This window comes from Arthrobacter sp. V1I7, assembly GCF_030817015.1.
Lineage (GTDB): Bacteria > Actinomycetota > Actinomycetes > Actinomycetales > Micrococcaceae > Arthrobacter.
Window position 1 is genome coordinate 799298 of record NZ_JAUSYS010000001.1, and the last position, 18294, is coordinate 817591.

Below are 18294 nucleotides of genomic sequence, written 5' to 3' on the forward strand. Positions count from 1 at the left end.
TCGGTCCTGTTACTCCCGTCTGCCGCGTCCGCAGACACTAAATCTAGGTGGTTCCGTGCGCTTTTCCCTTCCCTCATCTCTGTCCCTGGGGCTCGTGGCGCTCATATCACTGTCGGGTTGTGGCTTCAGCGGCTCCTCCGCAGGAGCCACGCAGGCCGCCAAGGCTGACCAGCGGATCGTCGTCGACAATTTCCGGGCTCCGGTGGCGAACTGGGCGCTGGAGAGCGATGCTGCCTACATTCTGTCCCTGTCCGGCTGCCTCGAGACCCTGACCCGCTACGATGAGGCGCAGGGGAAAATCGTGCCGTTGCTGGCAACGGAGTGGAAGCAGGTCTCGCCCCTGGAGTGGGACTTCACCATCCGCGGAGGAGTCAAGTTCCAGGACGGGAGCGCGCTCAGCGCTGATGCCGTGGCCGGTTCCTTGCAGAAAGTCCTTGCAGCAGCGGTTCCGGCTCGGGCCTTCAATCCCAAGGTGGTCACTGGGGTCAAAGCGGTCGACGATCGCACAGTACGGGTTAGCACCCCGACTGAGAGCCCGTTGGTTCCGTACCGCCTCGCGAGCGTCAACACCGGCATTCTGGCCCCGGCAGCGTTCAAGGGCGATACGGTGGATCCGTTCGGGCACTGCACCGGACCCTTCGAGCCAGTATCTGAAAAGCCGAAGCAATCCTTGACGCTGGACCGCAATGAGGCTTACTGGGGCGGCGAGGTGCAGTTGGCCGGGGCAGAGGTCCGGTTCATCACGGACGGGGCGACCCGCGCTGCACAGGTTCAGACCGGCGAAGCGGATGTGTCCCTCTCCATCCCGGTTTCCGGCCTGCCCGGCTTGGAATCAGATGCCAGCGTCAAGGTTCTCAAGTCAGATTCTCCGAGGACCGCGACGCTTTACATGAACAACGGCCGGGCGCCGTTCGACGACGTCGACTTCCGGAAGGCGGTCCGTTCGGCGCTGGATCTGGACGCCCTTGCCGCCAGCGTCTACGAAGGTGCGGCCGTCGCCGCGAGTGGGCCGTTCGCGCCATCGGAGCCCTGGGCCGTAAAGGGATCCGTGACACCCAAGCAGGACCTGGAGGGTGCACGGAAGCTGCTTGCCACCGCCGGATACACCGCTGACCGCCCGCTGGAGGTCATCGCAATCGTTGAACGGGCGGAGTTCGCGGATGTGGCCACCGTCATCCAGGAGGACCTGAAGGCGGTGGGCATTCCGGTGAAGATCCAGACCAAGGAATATGCCGCAGCGGAGCCCGACCTGCTGGCAGGCAATTACGACATGGTGCTGAGTCAGCGCAACCGCCTGATCGACATCGCCGACCCCATCGGATTCCTGACGGCGGACTATACCTGTGACGGCACCTACAACCTCAGTCACTTCTGCAACAAGGACTACGACGCAACGATCGCCAAGGCAGCCACAACAGCGGACGCGGACGAGCGCTACCGCTTGTACGCCGAAGCCGGGCAGATCCTGCAGGAGCAGGCCGTGAACGTCTGGCTCGTGAACGAGCAGGCCATTGACGCCGTCCGTGCCGATCTTCAGGCCCACGTCCAGGACCCCCTGTCCCGCTATGTGGTCAGGGCGGAAACGGCGAAACCCTGATCCTGACCGTGACCGTCCGCATACAACAACGAGACGAACGGCGTCCGCAGTGATGCCATTCCTCGCCCGGCGAACGGCTGCCCTGGTGGCAGCCGTTCTTCTGGCCTCCTTTACGGTCTTCCTCATCCCCTACATGACCCCGGGGGACACCGTGCGGAAGATCATCCGCTCCCGTGTGGCCGGCGAAGTCATCGACGACTCCGCCGTGGAGGCGTTGAGTCTCCAACTCGGCCTCAACGACCCACTGTGGGCGCAGTACCTGCGCTGGCTGGGGCGGCTGCTCACCGGCGATATGGGCTTGTCCTACACCAGCCGAACCCCGGTGGCCGATCAGGTGCTGCCGGCGCTCTGGATTACGCTGAGCCTGGTAGTCCTGGCCCTCGGCACAGCGGGCGCCCTTTCCGTGGTCCTCGGCGTCACGGCTGCCCTGCAGGAGGGACGGCCCGCCGACAAGGTGATCACGGCGGTCACCCAGGCGTTCATCGCCGTTCCGGAGTACTGGCTGGCGCCGCTGCTGGTATTGGCCTTCGCGCTGCAACTGTCCGCGCTGCCCTCGGCCGGATGGGAAGGACCCCAATCAGCGGTTCTGCCCGTGGCCGTCCTCGCCCTGCGGCCCACGAGCTACTTCACGTCGGCGGTGCGGGAGGGAATTCTCGAGGCGCTCGGCGCGGAGCATGTCGTCGCCGCCCGAAGCAGGGGCGTCTCCCATCTGCAAACCGTTGCGAAGCACGTGATTCCCAACGGCCTGCTGCCGCTCACCACGTTGGTGGCGGTGTGGTTCGCGGGGCTGCTGGGCGGATCCGTCATCGTCGAGGTCATTTTCGCGATCCCCGGCATGGGACGGTTACTGTTCGACGGCGTCCTGAACAGCGACATTCCCCTGGCGCAGGGAGCCGTGGTGGTCGTCGTCGGGCTGGCCGTCGTGTTGACCACAGCTGCGGACCTGGTCCACGGGCTGCTGAACCCCCAAATCAGGATGAGCCATGCGTAAACTGCCGCCGACCATCCTGGCCGCCGGATCCATTCTGGTTCTTATCGTGACGTCCGTGGCCCTGTCTGCCTGGCTAGCGCCCTACCCGCCCGCTGACCAGGACCTGGCCGCCAGGCTCGCCGCACCCAGCGCCGCCCACTGGCTGGGCACGGACAATCTGGGCCGGGACACCCTGAGCAGGCTGCTCGACGGCGGCCAGTTCTCTTTGACAATAGCCGCCCTGGCCACGGTACTGACAGCCGTAACGGGTACCGCGGTGGGTGTGCTCAGCGCCCGGCGGCGCGGCTGGCTGGACGAGTTCTTCACCCGCACCAATGACGTGCTGTTGGCCATGCCTGAAATGGTGGTGGCCCTCTTCCTGGTGGCCGCCATGGGCACCGGCTACCACTCCCTGCTGCTCGCCCTGACGGTGACCGGCTGGACTCCGTTTGCCCGCCTGGCCCGCTCGCTCGCCTATGACGTTTCGGCGCGGGGCTTCATCGAGGCAGCCCACGTGGTGGGCTGCCCGCCCTCCTTCATCGTCCTGCGGCACATCCTGCCCCACCTGGCCGGGCCGCTGCTGGGACAGGCCACTCTTCGGTTCGGGCAGTTCCTCATCAACGTTGGCGCCCTCTCCTACCTGGGTCTGGGGGTGCAGCCGCCCCAGTCGGACTGGGGATCGATGCTGGCAACTGCCCAGCCGTACGCGGTCAGGGCGCCGATGACGATCCTGGTCCCCGGGCTGGTGATCTTCGTCGTCGCGCTTTGCGTCACCTTGATCGGGCAGTACGTGTCGCGCATGACCGGAAGCCGCCTGCTGCTGGCCTCAGCTCCCGTACGGGTGGCCGCGGATGTCTGAGGGACTGATCATCGAAGGGCTCCGCGTCGGCCAGCGGGCACGCCCGGGAGGACGCCCCACGTCTTTCCGCCAGGGTCCCGCCAAGGCGATCCTGTCCGACCTGGACCTCTCCGTGACGCCCGGGGAGTTTGTGGCCCTGGTGGGAACGTCGGGAAGCGGCAAGACGATGACCGCCCTCAGCGTCATGGGCCTGCTGCCGCCGGGGGTCCACATCGAGAATGGCTCGGTCCGGTTCGGCGGGACGGATCTGCGGGCGCTCGGCGAAGCGGAGCTCAACCGTGTGCGCGGAGGCCGGATCGGGATGCTCTATCAGCAGCCCAAACGGATGTTCAACCCCCGGAAGACCATTGCCAACCATTTGGCCGAGCCGCTGAAGCTTCATCGCGGGCTCCGCGGGAGCAGTGCCAGGACGGAGGCGCTGGAGCTGTTGGCCGAAGCAGGGTTCGAGGATCCGGCCTGGTGCGCCCGGGCGTATCCGCACCAGCTGTCGGGAGGAATGGCCCAGCGGGCCATGTTCGCCCTCGCCATGGCGGGGCAGCCCGAACTGCTGCTCGCGGACGAGCCGACGTCGGCCCTGGACAAGGTGCTCGAGCGGCAGATCCTGGAGCTGATCGACCGGCAAAGGCGCGCCCGGGGACTGGGGGTCCTGTACATCACCCACGATCTCGCCACAGTGTCCGCCTTCGCCGACCGGGTAGTGGTTTTGGAGGCTGGCCGCGTCCAGGAGTCAGGGCCGGTCAGGCGAGTGCTGTGCACGCCTCGGACCACGTACACAAAAGAACTCCTCAGTGCCTCGGCCCTTCCTCCGGCCCCTGCTCCGGCCGCTGCCCCTTCCCGTCCGATTCTGGGCCTGCGCAATGTCACCAAGCGGTTCCCGTCCAACCGGCGCGGCGCCCGGCCGGCCGTGGATGACGTTTCGCTCGAGCTCCGCGAAGGCGAGATTCTCGGCATCCTGGGTCAATCAGGATCCGGCAAGAGCACCTTGGCGCGGCTGATCCTCGGACTCGAAACCCCTGACAGCGGAAGCATCACCCGGTTCCTCGGCGCTGCGGTCAACCGGGCAGGGGCTCCGGGCAAGGATTTCCAGCTCGTGTTCCAGGAACCGCACGATGTGTTCGACCCGCGCATGAAGCTTCGCACCAGCCTGGAAGCTCCATTGCGGCCACGGCGGGACTGCACGGCTGAGGATCGCAGTGCGCGCATCCATCGGGTGGTCCGCGAGGTTGATCTCGACCCCGCGCTGCTGGACAGGTACCCCGGCCAGTGCTCGGGCGGGCAGCTCCAACGGCTCACAATCGCCAGGGCGCTGCTGCTGGAACCGGCGGTCTTGATCTGCGACGAAGCCACGTCCGCCCTGGACGCCGTAACCCAGCGCACGGTCCTGGACCTGTTGCTGCGCCTGCACCGCGACCGCCAGCTTTCCCTGATCATGATCTCCCACGACATGAACGTGCTCCGGTACATGAGCCACCGGGTGGCCGTACTCTTCCAGGGCGCCGTCGTCGAAGTGGCGCCCAACGCCGAATTCTTCGCCGCTCCCCGGCACGGGCACAGCAAGCAACTCGTGGCAGCGGCACTCCCCGTCCCCACGCCGGCCACCGGCGGCCAGCGGAGTGAACTGCTCGATGCCGTTTAGTCGCCACCGGGGTGAAGCGGGGACCCTGCTCGGCGCCCAGCTCGTCTTCAACCTCGGCTTTTATGCAGTCATTCCCTTTCTTGCCGGCGCCATGGGCGACGATTATGGCCTGGACGCCGTCGCCGTCGGGCTTGTCCTGGGTGCCCGCACGTTCAGCCAGCAAGGGATGTTCCTGCTCGGTGGCCTCCTGTCAGACCGTTGGGGCGCCCGCCGGGCAATCCTGATAGGTTGCCTCGTCCGCATCTCCGGCTACGCCGCGCTGGCGGCAGCATCGGATTTCAGCTTGTTCCTCCTCGGGGCGGTGCTCACCGGCGCCGGAGGGGCCCTGTTCTCGCCGGCTCTTGAGTCCCAGTTATCCCAAGCCGACCGCGCGACCGACGGCTCCGGCCCGGCCGGAGGGAAAAAGGGCCGGCGGTCTGTGTTCGTCTGGTTATCGGTCACCGGGGAAATCGGTGCGCTGCTCGGACCGCTGCTGGGAGCCTCCCTGCTGGGCTGGGGATTCGATGCCGCGCTGGCCCTCGGCATGGGAATCTTCAGCGTCGTCACCGTTTCGCTCTGGTTCCGTCTCCCGGCCGATGCGTCCTGCAGGCCCCCAAGAGCAGTCGCCTCGGAGCCGGAAGTCCCACGCAACGGGCACCACGGGGCACTCGATTGTCTGAGGAACCGGCGCTTCGTCCTGTTCTGCGTGCTGGCCAGCACCAACATGCTGGCCTACAACCAGCTCTATTTCGCCGTTCCTCTTGAGCTTGGCCGTCGCGGTCTGGACGGCTCGTGGCTGGCGATGCTCTTCCTGCAGGCATCCGTCCTGACCCTGGTCCTGCAACTCCCGGTCTCGGCGATCGGCCATCGGCTGGGTCCCGGCCGGGCGTTGTCGGTTGGCTTCGTACTGCTCAGCGCCGCATTTATTGCAGCCGCGCTGACCTCTGAGCACGCCGGGTCGTCCGGAAACTCGATAGCCCCGATGGCGGCCACCATCGCCCTCCTGATCTTGGGCCATATGCTCCTCACCCCTACTATCCTGTCCGTGATCCCGAGATTCCTTCCTGGCGAAGGGCCAGCATCCGGGCGGGGTGCTTACTACGGACTGGCGGCGAGTTGCGGCGGTATCTCCGTGCTGGTCGGCAACGCAGTGATGGGGCAGTTGGTGGACCTCACCGATCGGCTCAACTGGTGGCCAGGCACCCCCTGGGTGCCGCCGGTCCTGCTCGCATTCCTGTCGGCGCTGGCGCTCCCTCGGGTGCTGCTAACGAAAGCCTCGCCCTCAAGCGTTTCGTCGCGGACGCTTCCGGCATCCACCGCGGAAGCATAGCCGACGGCGACGGGACCGAGCGGGCCGGGATCGGCAGCTCGCCGCCCAGACCCGTCAACTGCTGCCGGCTCCGGCCTCGACGGCTTCGCCGTGGTGGACGAGCGGTGGGCGCCGAATGCCCCTGTCCTCAGCGGGACAGTTTCTGGGTGTCCGGCTGCGGGTCGCCGATGTGGCCGGGTGCGTTGGCCGCCAGGACGCGCTCGACGAACGCGCCGTACTCCTCCATGTAGTGGCGGAGGAATGCGGCAGTGGATTCGTCCCTGATCTCGCCGTCGTTGCCGAACACATCGGGGTTGAACTTCACGTACGCCTCCGGGGCGTTGAGCTGGGGGGCGTCGAGGAAGCTCAGCACGGCGCGCATGGAGGACTGCATCACGGCGGTGCCGATGCTCCCGGGCGAGGCGCCGATGATGCCGGTGGGTTTGCGGGCGAACGAGTTGGTGCCCCAAGGACGCGAGCCCCAGTCGATGGCGTTCTTCAACGCCCCCGGAATGGAGCGGTTGTATTCGGGCGACACGAAGAGGATGCCGTCGGAGGCTTCGACGGCGTCCTTTAGGGCTCGGCCTTCCGGCGGGAAATCGGCGTCATAGTCGTAGCTGTATAGCGGCAGGTCCTTGATGGGGATCTCCATGAATTCGAGATCCTCCGGTGCGAGCTTGATCAGGGCCCTGGACAGAGTCCTGTTGATGGAGCCGCTGGCCAGGCTTCCGACGAAATAGCCGATCTTGTACGTTGCCATGAGCTTGTTCCTTCCCAGGGCCGGAACTCCGGCCAGGTCGACGATGCGGGTGCTCCGGGCCGGGCGGAAGCCGGCCCACCCCCAAGTTCAACACGGAGGACCCGCCAGAGACAGGCTTGCCGCAGATTTTCCAGCAGACCGGAGGGAATCGGAGCCGGGCAGAACGTCGCTGAAGACAGCCCGGCGGCTGGCGAGCTGCAGAACCGGTCGGGCCATAATAATCGGGCCATAATAATAGGACCGGCGCGGCGGCATACGTCGGGTCAACGGGATGTATTGCAGTTGGGTAGCGCACCTGGACGGGGGGGGCAGGGCGGCAGGTTCAAGTCCTCCCATCTCGACGGTGCGGGCCGGAAACGGCAGAGAACAACCTGGGTCAGTGCGCTGGCCGTGTTGGGCGCATACTCCGCGGAGTCATACCAATGACTCAGGTGGCCCGCACTTTTACCTGCCCGGCCGGTTTTCCTGGCGCTGAGATCCTTGGCAGCACTGGCGGGCCCAAGCGAGTCCATGCTGTGATGCCAGGACCTATGGCAGAATCCCTGCCGGCCACCTTACGTCGCCGCGGCGGGAGCGATGTTGTGGTTGAGGCGGAAGACATTCTCGGGGTCGTAGCGGGCCTTCACGGAGGCCAGCCGGTCGTAGTTCACTCCGTATGCTGCCCGCACGCGCTCCTGCTCCGTTCCACCAAGATTGTTCACGTACACCGCTGCCTGGAGGTAGGGGCTCATCGCCTCGAAGCAGCGGCGCGTCCAAGCGATATTCCTGTCGGAGTCGGCCGTATCCTCCCACTGGGACACGATCAGGAAGTCGTAATGACGATCACGGTGGGCAAAAGCTGTGGCCCGCGGGTCCACCCGACTGGCCGCCCCGGTCATCTGCTGAAATCCGATGCCCGTATAGGGTGACGGGCTCGTTGCTGCGAACTCCAGCAGTGCCTCGATGGCACCGTCGGTGATGTCCTTGAGATAGCTTGATTTCCAGTAATGCTGGCGCCCGGCGGGGGCACCAGCGTCGTGCGCGCGCTGGAACGCCAGATAGGGCAGAGGTCGAAATTCCCCCTCGACAGGCTTGCCGAAGTTCCGCAGCGGCTGGAGGGTGAGCTCTCCCTCATGGAGCGGGCCGCAGTAGCACGCTGCTATCGAGACGACGGGCCGCCCCTCTGCATCCCGGCCTACTGAGGCGCTGGTGGACAGTTCATCGGGTGCACCGCTCGAAAATTCGTAGTAGAAGCGCAACGCTGCCCTGGCCTGCTCCGCCGGGAAGACCAGCCCGCCGGCGAGCACAGTGCTGACCGGGTGGAGCTGGTAAGTCAGTGAGGTAACGACGCCGAAATTGCCCCCGCCCCCGCGCAAGGCCCAGTAGAGATCCTCGTGTTCGGCAGGGCTGGCCGTCAGGAAGTCCCCGTCTGCGGTAACGATATCGGCCGCGAGCACATTGTCGCAGGAGAGACCATATTTGCCGTTCAGCCAGCCCAGACCACCGCCGAGCGTAAGGCCGGCAATGCCAGTGACGGAGATTACTCCCAATGTGGTGGCCAACCCAAAGGCCTGGGTTTCATGGTCGAATTCACGGAGCAACAATCCCGTCTGTGCCTGGGCTGCCCGACGGGCAGGGTCCACCCTTATGCCTTTCATGCGGGACAGGTCAAGCATCAACCCGCCTTGGCACACGGACGCTCCGGAGACGCTGTGTCCTCCGCTGTGGATCGACAGCGGCAACTGTTGCGCGCGGGCGAAGCGCACGCCCTGAATGACGTCGGCCACCCCAGCGCAGCGGAGGATGGCTGCCGGCCTGCGGTCGATCATGGCGTTGAATACGTGGCGGATGCGGTCGTAGTCCGGGCCACGGGGAGTCAGCAACTCGCCCTGCAGGCGACCCGCCAAGGCGCCGAGCGGGCTTGTGTCCTGGGCGGCCCCGCTACTGGTAAATGGTCCTTGTGGCATCCGAACCCCCGATCATTGGAGCCGATGTTGGCCCGGGGGGCAGCAGATGTCAATGACTCAACACGAGCGCGATGTGAAGTCGACGGCCGGTAGACTGGGGCCGTGCTGAACGAATTCTGGGCCTCCGCGTCAACCACCTACAAGGTGCTCGTTTTCAGCGCCATGGGCCTGATTGCCCTCGGCATCATTCTCAACCTGGTGGGAAACAGCTCGCAGAACCAGGGCCTCGCCGTCGCCTCGCTGCCGATCATCGGACTGGGGCTGATCCTGCACATCGCCGGGATTGTGGTGCGCGGCCAGACCATCCGGAAGAACCTCAAGCGCTGACCGCTGGCACTAGGCTGGATCCATGACTATCAATCCGGATCTGCAGGGCCGCAGCTACCCTGCCGCAGAGGTGTACGACGTCGGCCGCGAGAAGATCCGCGAGTTCGCCCGCGCGGTCAAGGCCACCCACCCCGCCCATTTCGACGTCGACGCGGCCGCCGCCCTGGGCCACGGTGACCTGGTGGCGCCGCCGACTTTCGCGATCATCATCGCCCAGCGCGCCGACGCCCAGCTGATCGAGGATCCGGACTCCGGCATCGACTTCTCCCGGGTGGTCCACGCGGACCAGCGTTTCATCCACCATCGTCCGATCGTCGCCGGTGACCGGCTCGTCGCGGAACTGCACGTCGACGGCGTCCGCGCCATGGGCGGCGGAGCCATGATCACCACCCGCTCGGAAATCTTCGGGCTCACGCCGGACGGGACCGGCGAGGATTCGCGCGAGCCCGTTGCCACCGCCACCTCGTCCATCCTGGTCCGCGGAGAGGGACAGTAACCATGACAAGCACCCCCACCCTCGCCGGCCTGGCCGTCGGCCAGGACATCGGCAGCCGCAGCGTCGACCTCACCCGCACGGACCTGGTGAAGTACGCCGGCGCTTCCGGTGACTTCAACCCCATCCACTGGAACGAAGCCTTCGCCACCGGCGTCGGACTGCCGGGCGTGATTGCGCACGGCATGTTCACCATGGGCGCGGCCGTCCAACTGGTCACCGACTGGGCCGGCGACCCCGCCGCCGTCGTCGACTTCCAGACCCGCTTCACCAAGCCCGTGCCGGTCGCCGACACGACAGGGTCCCCGGAGCCCGGAGCCGTGATCGAGGTCAGCGGCGCAATTGGAGCGCTCGACGCCGACGCCGGCACCGCCCGCGTGGACCTCACCGTAGTCTCGGCCGGGCAGAAAGTTCTGATGAAGGCACAGGCCGTCGTCAGGCTGGTCTGACCGTATGGTGCTGCCTTGAGTAACCGCACGGCCACGGCGGCGGAGGTGACCCTCTGGCGGAACGCTGTCGTCGTTGCCTACGCGATGAGCGGCGTGGCGTTCGCCAGTTGGGTCTCCCGGCTCCCGGCCATCCGCGACGGCCTCGACCTTACCCCCGGAACCATCGGCCTGCTGCTGCTGTGCATGACGGCGGGCTCCTTCATCTCGGTGTCCGCGTCGGGGCTGATCGTGTTGCATTTCGGTTCCAAGCGGACCATCCGGATCGGCAGCATCATGGTGGGCTGCGGGCTCGTCCTGGCCGGCTTCGGAACGTCCGCCCTGGCCAACCCACTGGCCGTTGCCGCGGGCCTGGCCGTGATCGGCCTCGGCACCGCGAGCTGGAACACGGCCTCCAACGTCGAGGGCGCCGCTGTCGAACGGGCGGTACGCCGGCACATTATGCCCCGACTGCACGGAGCGTTCAGCGTCGGCACCGTCGCGGGCGCCGGGATGGGCGCCTGGGCCGCCGGGGCCGGGACCCCGGTGTTCTGGCATCTCGCCGCGGTGGGGGTGCTGGTGGCGGGCTCGGTGGCCACGGCCGCGTCATGGTTCCGTGCGGACACCACGCCGGTGGAGGCCAAAGAAAACTTCCAGCCGGCCAAGCCGGACACCTTCGAAGATCCGTCCACCGGACCGCTCCCCATCATCGGCCAGGCCGCCGGCCGTCCGGAGGAGCCGCTGGACATCAAACGCCAGATCGCGCAGGCCTGGCGGGACCGCAGGACGCTCCTGCTCGGCGTGCTGGTGCTGGGGCTGGCCCTGGCCGAGGGGGCTGCGGGGGACTGGGTGGCCCTGGCGCTCGCCGACGGCCACGGCCAGTCCGATGCCGCCGGCGCCGCCGGGTACGGGCTGTTCGTCACCTTCATGACGGTGGGCCGCTTTGCCGGCACGCTCGTCCTCGACCGCTTCGGCCGGGTCCCGGTGATGCGCTGGTGCGCCGCCATGGCCGTCCTGGGCCTCGGCTTGTTCGTCTTCGCCCCGGTTCCGTGGCTGGCATACGTGGCCCTGGCTATCTGGGGACTCGGCGCCTCGCTGGGCTTCCCGGTGGGCATGTCGGCGGCAGCGGACGACCCCGCCAAGGCCGCGGCCCGGGTGTCGGTAGTCTCCACGATCGGCTACGGGGCCTTCCTCTGCGGGCCTCCGTTGCTGGGCCTGCTGGCCGAACACATCGGCATCCTGCACTCGTTGCTGGCGGTGATGGTGATGCTGGTGGTGAGCTTCCTGCTATCGCCCGTGGCCCGGAAGCTCGGCTAGGCCCTACACCGGCTCCGCTTACGGCGGGGGCCATGATCCCCGCTAGGCTGGTCAGGTGACCCAGACACTGCTTTCCGACCTGACTACGGCCGCCGTCGGCGGCCCCGCCGGCAGCTTCATCGAGGCCCGCACCGAGGCCGAAATCATCGACGCCGTCCGTTCGGCGGACGCAGCCCGCGAACCGCTGCTGATCATCGGCGGCGGCTCCAACCTGCTGGTGTCCGACAACGGATTCCCCGGGGCCGTCCTCAGGATCGCCTCGGAAGGGTTCACCGTCACCGCCGAGGATTCCTGCGGCGGTGTATCCGTCGTGGTCCAGGCCGGGCACAACTGGGACGCCGTGGTGCAACACGCGGTGCTGCACGCCTGGTCCGGCATCGAGGCATTGTCCGGCATTCCGGGCGCCACCGGCGCCACTCCCGTGCAGAACGTCGGGGCCTACGGCTCCGACGTCTCCCAGACCATCGCCGCCGTCCGCACCTGGGACCGGGAACGCAACGCCGTCCGGACCTTCACCAACTCCGAACTGACGTTCGCTTACCGGGATTCCATCCTGAAGCAGACCACCGTCAACGGCTCCCCGCGCTATGTGGTCCTCACGGTCGAATTCCAGCTTCCACTGGGCCGGATGAGCGCCCCCATCCGCTACGCCGAGCTGGCCAGGGCCCTCGGCGTCGAGGCGGGCAGCAGGGCATACTCAAACGACGTCCGGCGCGAGGTGATCCGGCTCCGGGCCTCCAAGGGCATGGTCTGGGACCCTGCCGACCGGGACACCTATTCCACCGGTTCGTTCTTCACGAACCCCATCGTGCCTGCCGACGCGGCCGCAACACTCCCCGGGGACGCCCCGCGCTACCCGGGCGGGCAGGACGGACTGACCAAGCTCTCGGCGGCCTGGCTGATCGATCAGGCAGGCTACGCCAAGGGCTTCGGCCTCGGGCAGGACAGCCTCTCCGGCGGCCGGGCGTCGCTGTCCACCAAGCACACGCTGGCCATCACCAACCGCGGTGGCGCGCGGACCGAGGACATGCTGGCGATCGCCCGCGAGGTGAGGCGCGGCGTCGTCGAACGCTTCGGTATTGAACTGCACCCGGAACCGCTGCTGATCGGCGTGGAGCTCTAGAGCCGGCGTTTCAGTACGCGATCCGGGCCGGGGCTCAGTTCCGGCGGCCGCCCGCGGAAACCCTGCTGAACAACATGAACGTGAAACCGGACGCCGCGGCGCCCAACAGGAAGACCTGGCAGAACGCCACGGACTGGGCGCTGGGGCCGCCCCGGAGCACCAGGCCGGCGCAGGCAAAGGCGACGGCCCCGGCGAGCAGGGCCAGGGAACCCAGCAGCAGGCTTTGGATCGTGGCGGGAAGCTCCGGCCCGGACTCAAGCCGCAGCCCGGCGTCCCCCGGGGGCGCCGCTGCGATCCGTGGCTGCAGCGCGGCCGCGGTGACGAAAGCGGTCACGGAGACGGCCGTACACACGGCGGCCGTCAGCTGCATGCTGCTCATCGTAGGGGAGAGGCGGGTCCCACTGGCAATCGCGACGGCCAGTCCGGCAGCCATTCCGGCCGCGCTGGATGCCCACCCCAGCAGGGCGAGCCGCCGGCACAGGGGCCGCAACTGCGGCCACATCTCACTCATCGTCATCCATCAAGGGTAGGCAGTCCTGCTGGAAGGCGGCTGGGAACGGCCGGGGCGGAGGCCGTGGCCCTACGATAATTCCATGACAGCAGTGGTGCGCGCCCGGCTCAGCCGCGGAACCATGGGCCGGCTCCGGCTGGCCTCCCAGGAACTCACGGAACCGGCCCGGGGTGTGGCCGGGGCAGTCCGGTGGATGACCGCAATGCAGGCCCAGGACCTGCAGGCCGCCCTCTGGGCGGTCGGGCAGCGGGTGCCCGGATCCCGCGTGGGCGATGTCCGGGACGCGCTGGACCGGGGTGGGATTGTGCGGTCTTGGCCGATGCGCGGCACCCTGCACCTGCTGGCTCCCGAGGACTTGAGATGGATCCTGGACATCACCGCCGACCGCCTGATCCGGGGCATGGCAGCACGCCACCGGGAGCTCGGAATTTCTGCGGCGGACGTCGACGCTGCCACTGAAGCCGGGCTGCAGCTGGTCTCCGGCGGCAGAGCCGCAAGCCGGGCGGAGCTGTTCGAGGCCTTCGAACGGGCTGGCCAGTCCACGGCCGGCCAGCGGGGCATCCACCTGCTGGGGATCCTGTGCCAGCGGGGATGGCTGGTGCAGGGCCCGCTGGCCGGCAACCAGCAGCTGGTGGTCGCCTTTGCCGACTGGATCAAAACGTCGCGGAGCCTGGACCGCGCAGAGGGCATCGCCGAGTGGCTGCTGCGGTATCTGCGCAGCCACGGCCCCGCCACGGAGCGTGACTTTTCGTGGTGGGCCGGGATCCCCCTCACTGAGGTCCGGATGGCACTGGCCGAGGTCAAGGGCCAGCTGGTGGAGTTGGAGTTCGAGGGCGCCAGCTACTGGCTGTCTCCGGAGACCGCGGCCCTGCTCGACGGCGGCGTCGTCCCCGGTGCACGCTCCGTGCTCGCGCTGCCTGGCTTCGATGAGTTCCTGCTGGGCTACACCGACCGGTCGCTGGTGTTGCCGCCGGAGCACGCCAACAAGATCGTGCCGGGCGGCAACGGCGTGTTCCGGAAGACGATTGTGGCCGGCGGGCAGGTGGTCGGGACCTGGACGGGCCCGGTAGCCGGACGGGGCGCCGCCGTCGTTCCCGAGCCGTTCGACAGCGTTAACGGACTGCGGCCTGCCGCCCAAAGATCCTTTGAGCTGCAGGCCGCGAAATACCGGAGGTTCCTCGGGGTTTGACGCCCTAAAGGTTTCCGGTGGCGATGTTGAGCATGCGGCGCAGCGGCTCGGCGGCACCCCACAGCAGCTGGTCGCCGACCGTAAACGCACTGATGTACTGCGGACCCATCTCGAGCTTGCGGATCCTGCCTACCGGGATGTCGAGGGTGCCGGAGGCCGCCACGGGGGTCAGTTCGGCCATCGACGCCTCCTTGGTGTTGGGAACCACCTTGGCCCACTCGTTGTCGGCGTCCAGGAGCTTCTCGATCTCGGCGACGGAGAGGTCCTCGCGGAGCTTGAGCGTGAGCGCCTGGGAGTGGGAGCGCATGGCACCGATCCTGATGCACAGGCCGTCCATGATGATGCGGTCGTCGCCGGAGGTGCCCAGGATCTTGTTGGTCTCGACCCCGGCCTTCCACTCTTCCTTGGACTGGCCGTTGCCGAGGTCCGCGTCGATCCACGGGATCAGCGAGCCGGCCAGCGGGACGCCGAACTGGCTGGCGTCGATGGACGTGCGCTGGTGGGCGAGGACCTTGCGGTCGATCTCGAGGATGGCCGACGCGGGATCCTCCAGATCGGTGCTGACCTCGGCGTTGAGTGTGCCGAACTGGCTCAGCAGTTCACGCATGTGCCGGGCGCCGCCGCCGGATGCCGCCTGGTAGGTCATGGAGGTGCCCCACTCGACGAGGCCGTTCTTGAAGAGGCCCCCGAGGCCCATGAGCATGCAGGAGACGGTGCAGTTTCCGCCGATGTAATCCTTGGTGCCGTTGACCAGGCCCTTGTCGATGACATCCCGGTTGATGGGGTCCAGGACAATGATCGAATCGTCGTTCATGCGCAGCGTCGAGGCGGCGTCAATCCAGAGGCCGTCCCAGCCGCGGCTGCGCAGCTCCCCGTGGACCTGCTTGGTGTAGTCCCCGCCCTGGGCGGTGACGATGATCGGCAGCTTCGCCAGCGTCTCGACGTCGAACGCGTCCTCGAGCTTGCCCGCATCGCCGCCGGCAGAACCCGCGAACGTGGGCGCGGCACCACCGGCGTTCGAGGTGGAGAAAAATACCGGGTTGATGTTGGCGAAGTCGCCCTCGTCCTGCATGCGCTGCATCAGGACGGAACCGACCATGCCCCGCCAACCGATCAGGCCGACGGACGGAGTAGCTGCTGTAGTCATTCGTCCAGTTTAGACTTCGACGGCGGGTGCGCGCAGTCGGTTACGTCACGCCGGGCCGTTCCCGGCGACGGAACCGCTATTCGCGGTCATGCTCCGTGAGCAGGGCGTGCTTGCGCTTCCGGAGGGCATAGACCGCCCCGAAGGCGAAGAACTGGGTGACAACGACGAGCACGACCGCGCCGACGATCTTGTTGCCGCCCAGGATCATGGTCAGCCCCACGATGGCGGAGAGCAGGGCCAGCAGCGGCAGGAGCATGTAGCCGAGGACAAAGAGGGTTTCGGGTTTCTTCAGCATTCCTAGGCCTCCGTCCGGCGCCACAGGGTGATCCGGTAGCGGGTGCCGTTCTCCGCGGTCAGCCAGCCGTCGGCGGGCAGGGACGCGCCGGCGGTCCAGTCGTAGCCGAGTTCGGGGGCGAACGTGTCGCCCTCCGCGCTGGTGTCGATGGTGGTGATGACGGCGACGTCGGCAAGGTCCATCGACTGCGCGAAGGTCTCCCCGCCGCCGATGATCCAGACCATCTCGTGGCCGGGGGCAAACTGGGACTCCAGCAGGGCGTCGTCGAGGGACCTGACGGCGAGGGCGCCGTCAGCCTGGGGCGTGCCGCCCCAGCCGTCCTGCCGGGTGATGACGAGGTTGGTCCGGCCGGGCAGCGGGCGGAACTTGTCGGGGAAGGATTCCCAGGTCTTGCGGCCCATGATCACAGGGTGGCCATTGGTGAGCCGGCTGAAGTGCCTGAGATCCTCCGGCAGGTGCCATGGCATGCCGCCGTCCTTGCCGATGGCTCCGGCACTTGTCTGGGCCCACACGACGCCGAGTCCGCTGAGGGAGGCGGCGAGTTCCTCGGTGAAGTCGGCGGGCTGCGCGTCGTGGCTGGCTTCGTTGCTCATACGGCTATCGGGGCCTTAATCGTCGGGTGGTGCTGGTATCCGACCACTTCGAAGTCATCGAGGGTGTAATCGAAAATGGAGTCCGGCTTGCGGGTGATCTTAAGCTGCGGGTAGTCGTAGGGCTCCCGGGCCAGCTGCTTGAGGACCTGGTCCATGTGGTTGTCGTAGATGTGGACATCGCCGCCGGTCCAGACGAACTCGCCGGGTTCCAGACCGACCTGCTGGGCGATCATGCAGGTCAGCAGGGCGTAGGAGGCGATGTTGAACGGCACGCCCAGGAAGGTGTCCGCCGAGCGCTGGTAGAGCTGGCAGGAGAGTTTTCCGTCGGCCACATAGAACTGGAAGAAGGCATGGCACGGCGGCAGGGCCATGTCCGCGAGCTCGGCCACGTTCCAGGCCGAGACGATGTGGCGCCGTGAGTCCGGGTTGGACTTCAGGTTCTCTATGAGTTCGGCGATCTGGTCGATGTGCCCGCCGTCGGGGGTGGGCCAGGAGCGCCACTGGACGCCGTAGACGGGGCCGAGTTCGCCGTCGGCGTCGGCCCATTCGTTCCAGATCGTGACGCCCTGGTCCTGCATCCATTTCACGTTCGTGTCCCCGCGCAGGAACCAGAGCAGCTCCACGGCCACGGACTTGAAATGCACGCGTTTGGTGGTGATCAGCGGGAAGCCCTTGCTCAGGTCGAAGCGCAGCTGGCGGCCGAACACGCTGAGCGTGCCGGTCCCGGTGCGGTCCGATTTGTGGGTGCCGTGTTCCAGGACATCGCGCAGCAGGTCTTCATAAGGCGTTGGAATGCTCACCGTCCCAGTCTACTGACTGGGCCGGGAGGGCCGGGCACCTCAGTCGTCGAAGGGCCGGAACCGTTCCACGGCCACCACCTTGTTCTTGCTGCCGTGCGCCACATGGCACACGATGATCTCGCCCGGGGCCAGGAAGGGATCCGCGGAGGGCAGCTTGGCCTTCAGGCGCGAGCTCATGTGCTTTTCGAGCTGCTTGAAGACGGTCGGCAGCGCCGGGCGGTGCGTGCACAGGGCCACTGCCCGCTGCTTGTCGAACAGGGCGGCGACGACGGCGGCCGTCTTGCGCGGGTTGCGGCCGTGCCGGTGCTCGGTGAGCGCCTCATTGAGTTTCACCTTGGCCTCCGAGGCCTTGGCGTACGGTGCGATGGTGGCCACGCACCGCAGCCAGGGGCTCGAGACGATCCGTGCGGGTTTCCACGCCCGCAGGAGCCGCCCCACCGCCTGGGCCTGCCGCATGCCCGTCGCAGCCAGCGGGCGGTCCCCCTCGGCCTTGGTCCAGGAGGAGCGGGGCTTGGCCTTCGCATGGCGCACGATCAGCAACGGCCATGTGTCCAGCTCGCCGCGGTCATGGGCCGCCGCCAGATGCTCGAGCGGGCCGACATCGCTGGGATTGCTCAGCAGGCCGGCGGCCTTCTCCGGCGAACACCACATCACGCTGTCCACTTCCTTGCCGTCGGGCACGAGCCTGGCGCCGTCGACGTCGACGGCCCAGTAGTGGACCACCTTCAAACCGGCGGGCACGTGGTAGTGGATGGGAGGAAGCGGGATGCCCAGCGGGGCGTTGAGCCCGATCTCCTCCTCCACCTCGCGGGCGGCGCACTCCGGCACCGTCTCACCGGGATCGATCTTGCCTTTGGGCCAGGACCAGTCGTCATACCGCGGACGGTGGATCAGCAGGACTTCCAGCTCGTCCTTGTTCGCCGAATTGAGCCGCCAGGGGATGGCGCCGGCCGCGGTGACCGCAATCGCTTCGCCCGGGTGGTCCGTCTGGTCTGCAACCAGTGCATCGCTACTCAAC

The 18294-nt window shown here is 67.3% G+C and carries 19 protein-coding genes; 11 read left to right on the top strand and 8 right to left on the bottom strand.

All coding sequences use genetic code 11. The features are described from left to right. Positions 1-55: 55 nt before the first annotated feature. From QFZ69_RS03815 to QFZ69_RS03835, 5 genes are read left to right on the top strand one after another with little or no spacing between them, the layout of a single operon-like run. Positions 56-1597, top strand: coding sequence for an ABC transporter substrate-binding protein (locus tag QFZ69_RS03815; protein ID WP_306915693.1), 1542 nt, complete (start codon positions 56-58; stop codon positions 1595-1597). A 49-nt stretch (positions 1598-1646) separates the two neighbouring features. Then, positions 1647-2588, top strand: coding sequence for an ABC transporter permease (locus QFZ69_RS03820; RefSeq protein ID WP_306915694.1), 942 nt, complete (start codon positions 1647-1649; stop codon positions 2586-2588). Beyond that, on the top strand, positions 2581-3426 hold the full coding sequence (locus QFZ69_RS03825) for an ABC transporter permease (protein WP_306915695.1): 846 nt from the start codon (positions 2581-2583) through the stop codon (positions 3424-3426). Before QFZ69_RS03820 ends, QFZ69_RS03825 begins: the two co-directional genes overlap by 8 nt. Beyond that, positions 3419-5062, top strand: a complete 1644-nt coding sequence (gene nikE, locus QFZ69_RS03830; protein WP_306915696.1) for an ABC transporter ATP-binding protein — start codon at positions 3419-3421, stop codon at positions 5060-5062. The genes QFZ69_RS03825 and nikE overlap by 8 nt, the downstream gene beginning before the upstream one ends. Beyond that, positions 5052-6371, top strand: coding sequence for an MFS transporter (locus QFZ69_RS03835; RefSeq protein ID WP_306915697.1), 1320 nt, complete (start codon positions 5052-5054; stop codon positions 6369-6371). Before nikE ends, QFZ69_RS03835 begins: the two co-directional genes overlap by 11 nt. 127 nt (positions 6372-6498) lie before the next feature. Here QFZ69_RS03835 and QFZ69_RS03840 read toward each other — a convergent pair whose 3' ends face one another. Beyond that, complete coding sequence (locus tag QFZ69_RS03840) at positions 6499-7110, bottom strand: NADPH-dependent FMN reductase (RefSeq protein ID WP_306915698.1); 612 nt, start codon at positions 7108-7110, stop codon at positions 6499-6501. A 554-nt stretch (positions 7111-7664) separates the two neighbouring features. Beyond that, a complete protein-coding gene (locus tag QFZ69_RS03845; RefSeq protein ID WP_306999920.1) occupies positions 7665-9056 on the bottom strand; it encodes an FAD-binding oxidoreductase in 1392 nt (463 codons plus the stop codon). A gap of 102 nt (positions 9057-9158) precedes the next feature. Here QFZ69_RS03845 and QFZ69_RS03850 point away from each other — a divergent pair, with 102 nt between their 5' ends. The 5 genes from QFZ69_RS03850 (at position 9159) to QFZ69_RS03870 (ending at position 12741) form a co-directional block, all read left to right on the top strand. Beyond that, the gene (locus QFZ69_RS03850) at positions 9159-9383 is read left to right on the top strand and encodes a DUF3188 domain-containing protein (RefSeq protein WP_306915700.1); all 225 of its coding nucleotides are present in this window, start codon (positions 9159-9161) and stop codon (positions 9381-9383) included. A 22-nt stretch (positions 9384-9405) separates the two neighbouring features. Next, positions 9406-9879, top strand: a complete 474-nt coding sequence (locus QFZ69_RS03855) for a MaoC family dehydratase N-terminal domain-containing protein (RefSeq protein ID WP_306915701.1) — start codon at positions 9406-9408, stop codon at positions 9877-9879. Positions 9880-9881: 2 nt separating this feature from the next. Further along, a complete protein-coding gene (locus QFZ69_RS03860; RefSeq protein WP_306915703.1) occupies positions 9882-10325 on the top strand; it encodes a MaoC family dehydratase in 444 nt (147 codons plus the stop codon). A gap of 84 nt (positions 10326-10409) precedes the next feature. After that, positions 10410-11618 (top strand): sugar MFS transporter, encoded by a 1209-nt coding sequence (locus QFZ69_RS03865; protein ID WP_306919588.1) that lies wholly within the window; start codon positions 10410-10412, stop codon positions 11616-11618. A 55-nt stretch (positions 11619-11673) separates the two neighbouring features. After that, positions 11674-12741 (top strand): UDP-N-acetylmuramate dehydrogenase, encoded by a 1068-nt coding sequence (locus QFZ69_RS03870; RefSeq protein ID WP_306915706.1) that lies wholly within the window; start codon positions 11674-11676, stop codon positions 12739-12741. A gap of 34 nt (positions 12742-12775) precedes the next feature. Here the strand turns inward: QFZ69_RS03870 and QFZ69_RS03875 are convergent, their stop codons facing one another. After that, entirely contained in the window at positions 12776-13252 is a 477-nt protein-coding gene (locus QFZ69_RS03875) for a hypothetical protein (RefSeq protein WP_306999923.1), read from the bottom strand. A gap of 82 nt (positions 13253-13334) precedes the next feature. Between QFZ69_RS03875 and QFZ69_RS03880 the strand changes: the two genes are divergently transcribed. Next, positions 13335-14441 (top strand): winged helix DNA-binding domain-containing protein, encoded by a 1107-nt coding sequence (locus QFZ69_RS03880; RefSeq protein WP_306915710.1) that lies wholly within the window; start codon positions 13335-13337, stop codon positions 14439-14441. Between the two features lie 4 nt (positions 14442-14445). Here QFZ69_RS03880 and asd read toward each other — a convergent pair whose 3' ends face one another. The 5 genes from asd to QFZ69_RS03905 all read right to left on the bottom strand — a co-directional run bounded on the left by asd (position 14446) and on the right by QFZ69_RS03905 (position 18293). Next, positions 14446-15588, bottom strand: coding sequence for an aspartate-semialdehyde dehydrogenase (gene asd / locus QFZ69_RS03885; RefSeq protein WP_306915712.1), 1143 nt, complete (start codon positions 15586-15588; stop codon positions 14446-14448). Between the two features lie 76 nt (positions 15589-15664). Further along, positions 15665-15883, bottom strand: coding sequence for an NF038396 family protein (locus QFZ69_RS03890; protein WP_306915713.1), 219 nt, complete (start codon positions 15881-15883; stop codon positions 15665-15667). 2 nt (positions 15884-15885) lie between these two features. Further along, positions 15886-16476 carry a dihydrofolate reductase gene (locus tag QFZ69_RS03895; RefSeq protein WP_306915715.1) on the bottom strand — a complete coding sequence of 197 codons (591 nt, stop codon included), beginning with the start codon at positions 16474-16476 and terminating at the stop codon, positions 15886-15888. After that, on the bottom strand, positions 16473-17276 hold the full coding sequence (locus QFZ69_RS03900) for a thymidylate synthase (RefSeq protein ID WP_306915717.1): 804 nt from the start codon (positions 17274-17276) through the stop codon (positions 16473-16475). Before QFZ69_RS03900 ends, QFZ69_RS03895 begins: the two co-directional genes overlap by 4 nt. A 39-nt stretch (positions 17277-17315) precedes the next feature. Further along, a complete protein-coding gene (locus QFZ69_RS03905; RefSeq protein WP_306915719.1) occupies positions 17316-18293 on the bottom strand; it encodes an NUDIX hydrolase in 978 nt (325 codons plus the stop codon). Between the last annotated feature and the right edge of the window lies 1 nt (position 18294).